Here is an 11,255-nt window from a genome sequence, read left to right on the forward strand (position 1 = left end):
GGTCAACACGTGCGTTACCACGAAATGTCGCCGCAGGAATTGCTGGTGGCCGGGAACCACGCTCCGGAGATCAACGACGTCCCCTGGCTGGTGCGATGGGACGAGGTGCGTGACCCCGAGGCGACCGTGGCCCGGCTGCTCCCCGAGACCGTCGAGTTCCACACGTCGGGGACCACCGGGCCCGAGGAGGCCTGGGTCCGCACCGCGGAACAACTCTGGGACGAGGCCGGTCTGCTGGCCGGGCTCATCGCCCCCCGGAGGCCCGACGCGGTGCTGGCCTGCGCACCCGCCCGCCATCTCTTCGGCGCGCTCGCCACCGTGCTGCTCCCGGCCCGGCTGCGCGTGCCCGCGTGGTACCGACCGCAGTACTACGGCGCCATGCCTCAGGCCGGCCGGCGCCGGTGGGCGGTAGTGGGCGTCCCGTGGACCTTCTCGGTGCTGCTCCGGCACAGCGAGTGGGTCCGTGCGGCCGAGCAGGTGACCGTCCTCCACAGCACCGCGATGCTGCCGACCGCCGCCGCCCGGCTCGTACAGACGGAGGGCGCCGACCAAATCTCCATCACCGAGGTGTTCGGCTCCACGGAGACCGGCGGAGTCGCCAGTCGGGTCTGGGGTCCCGATGACCCCTTGTGGGAGCTCCTGCCCGACGTCCGGCCCGCTTGGGGGGAACCCGACGCGACGGGCGAGGTGTTGCTGGCTGTCAGCAGCCCCCGGCTCGCCCACAGGCCTGGTCTGCCGCACCCGGCCAGCCACCGCACGGACGACTACATCCGGGCCGGGGCGGACCACCGCTTCCGCTTCTCCGGCCGCCGCGGCCGGCTGGTCAAGGTCAACGGACGCCGGGTCAACCTCGACGAGCTGGAGAGGCTGTTGCGTGACGTCGTCCACTGCGCCGACCTGGCCTGCCTTCCCGTGACGGATCCGGTCAGCGGCGAGAATCTCGATCTGCTCGTCGTCCCCGCACCCGGTGAAGAGCTCGTCGGCGGCGACGTACGCGCCGTCCTCGCTACGGCAGGGCTCGTCGTGCGCCCCCGGCGGGTGCACGTCGTCGACCGGATCGACCGGTCCGACACGGGAAAGCTGCGCCGCGTACAACCCCCTCTCCCTACCCGAGCAGGAGCACGAAGTGATCGTTGACGCAGTGGAACCCCCCAAGGTCGGTCTCGCCGACCTCCTCTCCCATGCCCGGCCGGGCGCCCGGCTCGACGTGTGCGACGCCGCGGACGCCGAACGCATGCGGGCGGGAGTCACGGCCCTGGACGAGCTGCTCGCCTCCGACGGGCAGCTGTACGGCGTCACCCAGGGTTTCGGCCCGCTCGTCGTCTACCCGGCCGCGGGAGCCGGCGCAGACCAGGGCAGCGGGCTGATCGCCCACCTGGCCAGCGCGCAGGGACGGCCGCTCGCCCCCGAGGTCAGCCGACTGGTGGTGTGGCTGCGGCTGAACAGCATCCGCAAGGGCCACTCGGCCGTCGCCCCCGAATTCTGGGACCGCCTGGCCGACCTCTGGAACCGCGGGTTCACACCGGTCATCCCGCGCGATGGCACCGTCAGTGCCAGCGGAGACCTCCAGCCGCTGGCCCACGCGGCACTCGCCCTCTCCGGCGAGGGAGAGGCCTGGCACGTCGACGACGAGGGCCGGTGGTCGACACGGCCCGCCGCCGAAGCTCTCACGGCCCTCGGGGCCGAGCCCGTCGCCTGGCGGGCCCGCGAATCCCTGGCCTTCGTCAACGGCACCAGCGTCAGCCTGGCCGCGACCATGTTCAACCACCGTGAGCTGCTGCGTCTTTGCCGCGCTGTGGCGCTCCTGACCTCCAGAGCGGTCACGCTGCTGGGCGCCAGCCCACAGGCCTACCACCCGGCGGTCGGTCACATCCGGGGCCAGAGTGGCCAGATCCTCGCCGCCCAGTGGATACGCGACGGCCTGCCGCCGGGGATGCGGCGCGCCCCGCACCGCCCGCTCCAGGAGCCCTACAGCCTTCGGTGCGCGCCGCAGGTCCTCGGGGCCGTCCTGGACCAGCTCGCGTCGATCGAGCAGATCCTCGTGCGCGAGGCGACCGGTTGCACCGACAACCCGCTCTACTTCGAAGGCGAGTTCCTGCACGCGGGCAACTTCCACGCCATGCCGGTGGGTCTGGCGTCCGATCAGATAGGTCTGTGCCTTCAGCAGGTCGCCTTCCTCGCCGAACGGCAGCTCGCGCTGCTGTGCACCCCGGCGACCAGTGGCGACATGCCTCCCATGCTCACCCCGAACCCCGGCAGCAACAGCGGACTGGCCGGTGTCCAGCTGAGCGCCACCTCGTTCGTCTCCCGCATCCGCCAGCTGGTCTACCCCTCCGGGCTCACCGCGCTGCCCACCAACGGCTGGAACCAGGACCACGTGCCGATGGCGCTCAACGGCGCCAACTCCGTCGCCGAGGCCATCGAGTTGGCCTGGCTGGTCATCGGTTCGCTGGGCCTGGGCGTGACGCAGTTCGCGGCGCTCGGTGGGCGGGCGGCGGACGCCACCGGCGTGTGGGCCGAACTCGTTGACGTATCACCGCCTTTGGACAAGGACCGCCCGCTGGCCGCCGAAGTGCGGGCGGCCCGCGACCTCCTCGCCGGCACCGCAGCCGATCTCATCAGCCGGGAGGAGGTCGGGGATGACGGACACACACGCTGACCCGGTCACTCGGCCCTCGGGCGATCAGCCTGCCGGAGAGGAAAGAGGGAAGAGGAAGGCGCGGGAGAAGCGGAGCACCGCGGACCACAGCCGCCCTGCGGTGCTGCGCGCCGACGCCTGGCGCGACATGCTGCGCTACCTGCGCCCGCACCGGGGCGCGATACTCGTGGGCGGCGGCCTGACGCTGCTGGGTGGTCTGTCCGGGCTGGTCCAGCCGATCATGGCCAAGAGCGTCGTCGAGGGCCTGCAGAACGAGTCGTCGGTGACGCGTACCCTGCTGCTGCTGAGCGCGTTCGTGCTGATCTCCGCCGCGCTCGGCGCCCTCGGCACCTTCCTGCTCATGCGGGTCTCCGAGACGGTGGTGCTCAACTCCCGCCGCGAGGTCATCCGCAAGGTGCTGTGGCTGCGCGTCTCCGAGACCGACAAGTTCCCGCCGGGCGACCTGATGTCCCGTGCCACCGCCGACACCACGCTGATGCGTAGCGCCGTCACCACCACCATCGTGGAGACGGTCAACGGCGCGGTGATGCTCACCACCATCGTCGTCCTCATGGGCTTCATGGACGTGGTGCTGCTCCTGACCACGCTCGGCGTGCTGCTGCTCGGCGGCGTCGTCATCGGAGTCGGCCTCCCGCAGCTGGAGAACGCCTCCCGCCGGGTCCAGGAGGGCGTGGCCGAACTGAGTACCGCCCTGGAACGCGTACTGGGCACCTTCCGCACGATCAAGGCGTCCGGCGCCGAACACCGGGAGGCCGAGATCGCGGAGCGAGGCGCCCGGCGTGCCTGGCAGAGCAGCCTGAAAGTGGCCCGGCTGGAGTCGTTCATCGGCGCCTTCATCACCGTCATGATCCAGATATCCTTCCTGGCCGTGCTCGGTGTCGGAGGCGCGCGCGTGGCCTCGGGCGCGATGAGCCTGGGCAGCCTCATCGCCTTCCTGCTCTACCTCTTCTACCTCGTCCCACCGCTCGGCGCGCTCGTCACCGCGATGATGAGGTTCAACGTGGTCGCCGCCGCGCTCGGCCGGGTGCACGAGATGCTGCGCCTGAAGACCGAGCCGGAGAGTCCTCCCGCCCCACCGGCCGCGGACCGGACGGCGGAGCCCGCTTCGGTGGCCTTCCGCGATGTGGTGTTCCGCTACCCGGGGAACGACACCGTCGTCCACCACGACATCAGCTTCGACATCCCCCGCGGTGGCATGACGGCCTTCGTCGGCCCCTCGGGCGCCGGCAAGTCCACCGTCTTCGCCCTGATCGAGCGCTTCTACGAGGCGGAGCGCGGCCAGGTGCTGCTGGACGGCAAGGACGTCACCGAGTGGCCCCTCGGTGACCTGCGCGCCTCCATCGGCTACGTGGAGCAGGACGCACCCGTCCTGGCGGGCACCCTGCGGGACAACCTGTGCATCGGAGTTCCCGACGCGGACGACGCGGCCATCCTGGAGGCGGTCGGGCAGGCCCGGCTCGAAGAGGTCGTCGCCCGGCTGCCCCAGGGACTCGACACCGAAGTGGGCCACCGCGGGAACAAGCTCTCGGGCGGGGAGCGGCAGCGGGTCGCCGTGGCCCGGGCACTGCTGCGCAAACCCCGCCTGCTGCTGCTCGACGAGGTGACCTCCCAGCTCGACGCCCGCAACGAGAACGCGTTGCGTGAGGTCATCGCCGAGGTGAGCGGCAGGACGACCGTGGTCGTCGTCGCCCATCGGCTGTCGACGGTCTCCATGGCCGACCGGATCGTGGTCATGGACGCCGGCCGCATCCGGGCGATCGGCTCCCACGAGCAGCTCCTGAGTGAGGACGCCCTGTACCGCGAACTGGCAGCCACCCAACTTCTGTTGCCGACCACCGGCCTCGACCCGTCCGCGGTGCGCCCCGCGGGGGGCGTGGGGAGGACAGTATGAACACCGAGGCCCCCGCTTCCGCCGGTCCGGACGCGATGCTCGTGCCGTTCGGGGACGACGAGCCGGTCCGTCTGGAATTCCTCGCCGACAGCGTCGCCCGGCTGGCCGAGGAGGCGGGGGAGATGCCCGCCCTCACCGTGCTGGACCGGCGGAAAGTGCCCGGCAGGCCGGGACGGCCGGAGACGGTCACCACCCTCAGCTACCGCGAACTGCACGCACGCGCCCGGGCGGTGGCCGCCGAGCTGCACCGGATCTGTCCGCCGGGCGAGCGCGCCGCGGTGCTGTGCCGGCACGACGAGCACTACGTCGTGGCGTTTCTGGCGTGCCTGTACGCGGGCGTGGTGGCCGTACCCCTGTACGCCCCCGAACTGTTCCGCAGCGAGACCCGGCTGCGGTCCGTCGTCCAGGACAGCACGCCCGTGTGCGCGCTCACCACCTCGCACACCGAAGCCGACGTACGGTCCGCCCTGGCCGAGGCCGGCTGGAAGGGCGATCACGTCCTGCTGGTGGACACGGCGTCCACCGATGCGGACACCCGCTTGGACGTTCCGGCCGCTCGGCCCGACGGCGTCTGCTACCTCCAGTACACCTCCGGCTCCACGGGCACTCCCTCCGGCGTCCAGGTCACCCATGCCAACCTCGCGGCGGCCGCCTACCAGATGCGGGTACGGTTCATGCCCGCGCGCACGGCGGTCTCCTGGGTTCCGTTCTTCCACGACATGGGGCTGATCTGCGGCATCGCCGCCCCGTTGAGCGCAGGACTGCACATGGTGCACCTCAGTCCCATGAGCTTTCTGCACAGCCCCTACCGCTGGCTGCGCGCCGTCTCCGACCACCGCGCGGACTGGACGGTGACGCCCAACTTCGGCATGGCGCACTGCGTGGACCGGATCAGCGCCGAGGAGGCCGCCGGCCTCGACCTCAGCTCCCTTCGGGCCATGGCGATCGGAGGTGAACCGGTGCACGCCCGATCGGTCGAAGCCTTCGTCGACGCCTTCGGGAAGGCCGGCTTCGACGCAACGGCGCCCGTGCCGTGCTACGGGCTGGCGGAGGCGACGCTGTCGGTGGCCATGACGCCCAACGGAGACGGTGCGATCGGCCACCACTTCGACCGGGCCGCGCTCGCCGGGGGCGAGGTCCTCCCCAGCGCTCCAGGTCCGGACACGACGACTCTGGTGAGCAGCGGTACGCCGGTCGCCGGGGTCACGGTGCGGATCGTCGACCCGGACACCGGGCAGGACGTCACCGGCCGCGTGGGGGAGATACTCGTCTCCGGGCCGAACCTCACCGGCGGCTACTGGAACCGGCCCGAGAGCACCGCCCGGACCTTCGCGGACGGCTGGCTGCACACCCGGGACTGGGGCTTCTTCCACGCGGGAATGCTCTTCGTCGTGGGCCGCATCGACGACGTGATCATCGTGCGGGGCCGCAACCACTTCCCGGAGGACATCGAGCACACCGTGGAGGGAGCGGCTCCGTTGGCCGCCACGGCGATCGCGGTGGAGGGCGCCGAGGAGCAGCGGCTGGTCGTGCTGGGCGAGACCGAAGCCTCGATGCTGAACATGCCGGAGGCCGACCTGTCCGCGCTGACGGATCGGGTGAGGCAGGCGGTGAGCCGGCATCACGGCCTCGCCGTCAGCGACCTGGTCCTGGTTCGCAGGGGGGTGCTGCCGCGCACCACCAGCGGAAAGATCCAGCGCCGGGCGGCCCGGGAGCGGTACGTGGCCGGGGATCTGGGCGGGTGAGCCGCCTCCCCCTCGCCGGTCCGGCACCGCGGTGCCGGACCGGACCCGCTCCGGGGGCCGCTACCGGGTACGCCGCCAGAACACCCCGACGCCGTCGATCTCCTCGATCGGATCGGTGATGCCGTGCTCCCTGCGGTACTGGTACACGGCTACGCGGCAGGGGGGAAGGGCCCTGTAGTCGTCCACGATGACGTAGCCACCCACCGCCACCTTGGGAAAGAGGTGGACGAGGGCGTCCATGGTGGACTCGTAGAGGTCGCCGTCGAGCCGGAGTACCGCGATCCGCTCCACCGGGGCGGTGGGCAGGGTGTCGCGGAAGTAGCCCTTGAGGAACCGCACCTGGTCGTCCAGCAGGCCGTAGCGGCGGAAGTTCTCCTGGACGGTCTCCATCGGCACGCCGAACACGTCGTTGAACCGGTACAGCGGGGCGAGCTCGTCCCCCGGGTACTTCTCCGGGTCTCCCTGCGGGATGCCCTCGAAGGAGTCGGCGACCCACACCGTGCGGTCCGTGACACCGAATGCCCTGAGCACGGCCCGCATGAAGATCGTCGCCCCTCCGCGCCAGACCCCCGTCTCCACGAGATCGCCCGGCACACCGTCCAGCAGAACCCGCTCGACGCAGTCGTGCACGTTGTCCAGCCGCTTGCGGCCGATCATCGTGTGCGCCACCAGCGGGATGTCCCGGCCGCCCGCCCGCAGATCGGCGTCGTACCCGATCTGCGGCAGGCCGGCGTCGAAGTCCCGGTCCTGGACCCACCCGTGGGCGGCGTCCTGGTAGATGGTGTTGGAGACGACTCTCTTCATGAGGTCCAAATAGAGATCCTGAGTTTTCTCAGCCATGTCGGAAACCTTTAGTCGAACGACGATGGATGCCCGAAAAGGTAGAACTTGGCATTGATCTGCCCCCTGCGGGCGGTGCGGATGTCCCGCCGGCGGGACAGGCGAGCAAAAGAATTGCCAGGTAATTGGTGGTAGTCAAGAAGAGGTTTCCTTCCGGTTGACCGACTCCATTCGATGCGCCACGATGGCGGCTGCCACAAAGTGCTCCGAGAATGGGGAGGCCCGGTCATCGACGCGGAAGAAGCTGGTACGGAGCTGCGATCCGGACGTATGGTTCGGATCACGCATTCCACCGAGGCGGACTATGAACTGTTCGTGGAATGGCTGAGTCCGGGAGGCCGGGTGGCGGCGCTCACCGGGGACGCGGGCGAGCGCGTCACGATCGCGGCCCTCAGACGTGAGGTCGAGGTCCACGGGTCGCGCTACTGCACCATCCGGACGCTGGCCGGCCGGCCGGTCGGGATGGTCAAGTTCTTCCGCGTCGGTCCGGACGCCTTCGAGATCAGCGGGGCCGTCGGGGAGGACGGCCTGTGGACCCGAGGCTTCGGTGCGGAGGGTTTCGGACTGCTGATCGAGCACCTCTTCGCCGACCTGAACGCCCATCGGCTTCAGTTCCGGGTCGGCTCGCACAACAGGAGCATGCTGGAAATGGTGATCCGGTTGCGTTTCTTCATGCTCGAGGGAATTCTGCGCGACCGGCAGGTCGTGAACGGTGAGCACCATGATCTCCTGGTGTGGTCCATGCTGCGGCACGAGTACGAGGCGCTCTTCGTGCGCGGTGAATGGAAGAGCAGCCGCTCCACTGTCCAGGCAGAGCCGGAAGAAAACTCCGACCGGCGGCTCGTGAGGGAAACCCTGACGAACTACCTGCGGTCAGGGGTCTCCACATCGCTTACCGCCTACCAATCCGAAACAGTCGGATAACTTCGCTTTCCCCAAGAGCTGCCCCCAGCGTGCCTATGGAGGTTCCCGTGGCCGTGGACTGGTCGATATACGCATTGGCCGACCCCGTCTTCTTCGAGTCCCCGGAGAAGGCAGCGGACCAGACGCCCCTGGTGCCCTCGGCGTTCGCCTCCCCCGTCCCCGGCTGGCGCAGGGACAGCAGGCGCTTCTGGGAGGTGTACACGCCTCACGGCGTGGACGCGCCGCCCCTGCCCGAGCAGGGCTGGAAGATCCACATCTCGGCCACCACGGCGAACGCCGCCCAGGTGCTGGAGATCACCGCCGGCCACTGCCGATCGGCGGGCGTCGCCTTCAAGCACCTGAGCAGCGTGCAGCTGCTGGGCGCGATGAACTCCAAGTACGCACCGCGCGCGGCCGGCGGCAAGTTCCTCGCCCTGTATCCGCGCGACACCGAGGAGTTCCGCCGTACCGCGGAGGCGCTCGCCGAGGCCCTGGCGGGCCAGAGCGGCCCCTACGTGCTCACCGACTGCCGCTGGGGCGATGGCCCCGTGCACTTTCGCTACGGCGCGTTCCGCGAACACTGGTGCTGGACGGAGGACGGCGAGCTGGTGCCCGCCTTCCTGCAAGCCGACGGCACCCGGGTCCCCGACCTCCGACGCCCCGGATTCACCGTCCCCGAGTGGGTCGAACCACCGGCGTTCCTGCGGCCGCACATCGAGCGGCGCACCGCTCCCAGCGGGGCGTTCGACTACGACGTGGAACAGGCCCTGCACTTCTCCAACGCCGGGGGCGTGTACACGGCGGTGCGCCGGTCCGACGGCCGGCCGGTGGTGCTCAAGGAGGCCCGGCCATACGCCGGCGCGGCGCCCGACGGCACCGATGCCGTCGCCCGCCTCGACAACGAACGGCGTGTCCTCGACCGCCTCGCAGGTCTGCCGGGCGTGCCCGCGGTGCACGGCGAGGCCGTCCTCGGCGGTCACCGCATGCTGGCCGTCGAGCGCATGGACGGCGGCACACTGCAGCGCTGGGTGGCGCTGAACCACCCCATGCTGACCTGGCGCCCGGTCACCGAAGAGACGTTGCACGCCTACACCCGCCGCGCCGAGTCGGTGCACGCCGCCGTGACCAGGCTGCTGGCCCGGGTGCACGACCGCGGGGTGGTCTTCGGCGATCTGCATCCCGCCAACGTCCTGATCGAGGAGGACGGGCCGGACGCCGAACCCCGGGTCGCGTTCGTGGACTTCGAGATGGGCTTCCCCGCGGACCAGGACATCCGGCCTGTTCTGGGCCATCCGGGATTCACCGCCCGCGCCAAGACGGGGACCGCCGTGGACCTGCACGCACTGGCCGTGCTGCGTCTGTGGTTGTACCTGCCCAACACCGCGGTGCTGGGCATCTGCCAGGACAAGGCCGAGGACCTGATCGGCGAGGCCGCCCGGCTCTTCGGACCGCCACCGGACTTCGCCACCGAGCTGCGCGCCCGGCTGGGCGCCGAGCCCCTGCCACGCACCGGTACGGCCGCCCGGACCACCGCCCGGGCCGACGTCCGCATCGACCGCGCGCCGGTCGACTGGGCGGCTGCCAGGGCATCACTGGTGCGTGGCATCGCCGCCAGCGCGACCCCGGAGCGCGTGGACCGGCTCTTCCCGGGCGACCCGCGGCAGTTCAACGTGGAACCCGGCTCCTTCGCCCACGGAGCGGCCGGAGTCCTGTGGGCCATGTCGATGGCGGGCGGGGTCCGCGATCCCCGGCACGAGGAATGGCTGCTGCGCGCCGGACGGGCGCCGCACCTGCGGCCGGGGTTCTACGACGGCGCCCACGGCATCGCCTTCACCCTGCACCACCTGGGCCATGAGGAGGCCGCGGCCGAGCTGGTCGAGCGCTCACGGCCGGATCTCGCGGAGGTCACCGACGTCTCCCTGTACAGCGGGCTGGCCGGCATCGGCCTGAACCTGCTGCATTTCGCCCAAGGTGACTCCGGGCACCCCGCGCACCGCGAGGCCGGCGGACTCGCCGCACGCGTGCGGGACGCCGTGGGAAGCCCCGCGCCGCACGGGATCGACGTCGCACCAGGAGGTGCGGGGACCCGCGGAGGGCTGCTGCGTGGCTGGTCCGGCGCGGCCCTCTTCCTGCTCCGTTTCTACGAGGCCACCGGTGACAAGGACTACCTGAGGGCTGCCGTACGGGCGGTCCACCGCGACCTCGACCTGTGCGACGCGAGCACGGACGACGTCCTGCGCGTGAAAGGCGGAATTCGCGCTCTGACGTACCTGGAGGTCGGCTCGGCGGGTATCGGTCTCGTCGCCGACCTGCTGGACGCGCACCACGACGACGAACGGCTGTCCCGGGCGCTGCCCGCCCTCGCCCGAGCCGCCTGCACCCCGTACGTGATCGAGAGCCAGCTGTTCAACGGCCGCGCCGGACTCCTCGCGGCGGTGCACGGACTGCGGCGCCACCTGACCGGAGTGCCGGGCGACCACGTGCAGGAGCACCTGGCCAACCTGCACTGGAACGCCCTCGCGTTCGACGGTCATCTCGTCTTCCCCGGCACGGGAGGACTGAGGCTGTCCATGGACCTGGCCACCGGATCCGCCGGGGTCCTCAGCGCCCTCTCCTCGGTCCAGGCGGGTGGCCACCCTGTGCTTCCGTTCCTCGACTCCCGGGTCGCGCACCGGCGCGCGGCACCGGAAGAGGAGCGATCCCATGGCGGGAGAGGAGGAGGTGATTCGTGATGAACGTTCTGGACCTCCAGGAGATGGGGACGCCGGCGCCCGACGCCGAGCTGCTCATCAGCACCGTCAGCAACGGCTGCTGACCCCTTGAAAGCCGCACCATCCCCAGCCAGGGCCGAACGGTGGAGACCGCGGCCGACGTCCGGGGAGGCCGGTAGCCCCGGAGGTGTGGGGGAGTCCTTCCCGAAGGGCTCCCCCACCCGCCGTTCAGCGTTTGCGGTGGTGTTCGGTGAGTTCGACGAGGCGGGGGACGGCGTCGGCCGGGGAGGGCATCGCGTGCAGGTCCTCCCGCAGACGCCGCGCGCCGGCGGTGAACGACGGCTCGTCCAGCAGCCGCCGCACCCCCGCCGCGACCGCGTCACCCGACACCCCCTCCACCGGAAGATCGATCCCCGCCCCGTACGCGGCCACCCCGCGCGCGAGTATCGGCGCGTCGAGTTCCTCGGCGAGGAGCAGTTGGGGGGTGGCGTGGAGTGCGGTGGTCC

Annotated in this window: 8 protein-coding genes; 6 read left to right on the top strand and 2 right to left on the bottom strand. The window is 70.9% G+C overall.

Annotation, left to right across the window (positions count from 1 at the left end; translation table 11 throughout):
* Positions 1-9: 9 nt before the first annotated feature.
* The 4 genes from AMK21_RS14700 to AMK21_RS14715 are packed head-to-tail and all read left to right on the top strand — an operon-like array spanning position 10 to position 6,295.
* The gene (locus AMK21_RS14700; protein ID WP_107429919.1) at positions 10-1,137 is read left to right on the top strand and encodes an acyl-CoA synthetase; all 1,128 of its coding nucleotides are present in this window, start codon (positions 10-12) and stop codon (positions 1,135-1,137) included.
* Positions 1,127-2,659 (top strand): HAL/PAL/TAL family ammonia-lyase, encoded by a 1,533-nt coding sequence (locus AMK21_RS14705; RefSeq protein WP_199863193.1) that lies wholly within the window; start codon positions 1,127-1,129, stop codon positions 2,657-2,659. The genes AMK21_RS14700 and AMK21_RS14705 overlap by 11 nt, the downstream gene beginning before the upstream one ends.
* Positions 2,640-4,550 carry an ABC transporter ATP-binding protein gene (locus tag AMK21_RS14710; protein WP_079181155.1) on the top strand — a complete coding sequence of 637 codons (1,911 nt, stop codon included), beginning with the start codon at positions 2,640-2,642 and terminating at the stop codon, positions 4,548-4,550. The genes AMK21_RS14705 and AMK21_RS14710 overlap by 20 nt, the downstream gene beginning before the upstream one ends.
* Entirely contained in the window at positions 4,547-6,295 is a 1,749-nt protein-coding gene (locus AMK21_RS14715) for a fatty acyl-AMP ligase (protein ID WP_079181156.1), read from the top strand. The genes AMK21_RS14710 and AMK21_RS14715 overlap by 4 nt, the downstream gene beginning before the upstream one ends.
* Positions 6,296-6,355: 60 nt before the next feature.
* Here the strand turns inward: AMK21_RS14715 and AMK21_RS14720 are convergent, their stop codons facing one another.
* Positions 6,356-7,135 carry a TylF/MycF family methyltransferase gene (locus AMK21_RS14720; protein WP_073877864.1) on the bottom strand — a complete coding sequence of 260 codons (780 nt, stop codon included), beginning with the start codon at positions 7,133-7,135 and terminating at the stop codon, positions 6,356-6,358.
* Positions 7,136-7,309: 174 nt separating this feature from the next.
* On the opposite strand from AMK21_RS14720, the gene AMK21_RS35110 reads away from it, so the two are divergent.
* Together AMK21_RS35110 and lanKC are read left to right on the top strand one after the other, a co-directional pair.
* Entirely contained in the window at positions 7,310-8,059 is a 750-nt protein-coding gene (locus AMK21_RS35110) for a GNAT family N-acetyltransferase (protein WP_158070718.1), read from the top strand.
* 53 nt (positions 8,060-8,112) lie between these two features.
* A complete protein-coding gene (gene lanKC, locus AMK21_RS14730) occupies positions 8,113-10,770 on the top strand; it encodes a class III lanthionine synthetase LanKC (RefSeq protein ID WP_158070719.1) in 2,658 nt (885 codons plus the stop codon).
* A 207-nt stretch (positions 10,771-10,977) separates the two neighbouring features.
* Here the strand turns inward: lanKC and AMK21_RS35115 are convergent.
* Positions 10,978-11,255: nucleotide disphospho-sugar-binding domain-containing protein (locus AMK21_RS35115; protein ID WP_324613896.1), on the bottom strand; the 278-nt coding region annotated here is incomplete at its 5' end.

Origin of the sequence: Streptomyces sp. CB00316, from assembly GCF_001905595.1 — a bacterium.
GTDB lineage: Bacteria > Actinomycetota > Actinomycetes > Streptomycetales > Streptomycetaceae > Streptomyces.

Bases quoted from the DNA above. Each gene is read 5' to 3' on its own strand.
- AMK21_RS14710 (WP_079181155.1), top strand. From the start codon at position 2,640: ATGACGGACACACACGCTGACCCGGTCACTCGGCCCTCGGGCGATCAG.
- AMK21_RS14715 (WP_079181156.1), top strand. From the start codon at position 4,547: ATGAACACCGAGGCCCCCGCTTCCGCCGGTCCGGACGCGATGCTCGTG.
- AMK21_RS35110 (WP_158070718.1), top strand. From the start codon at position 7,310: ATGCGCCACGATGGCGGCTGCCACAAAGTGCTCCGAGAATGGGGAGGC.
- AMK21_RS14720 (WP_073877864.1), bottom strand. From the start codon at position 7,135: ATGGCTGAGAAAACTCAGGATCTCTATTTGGACCTCATGAAGAGAGTC.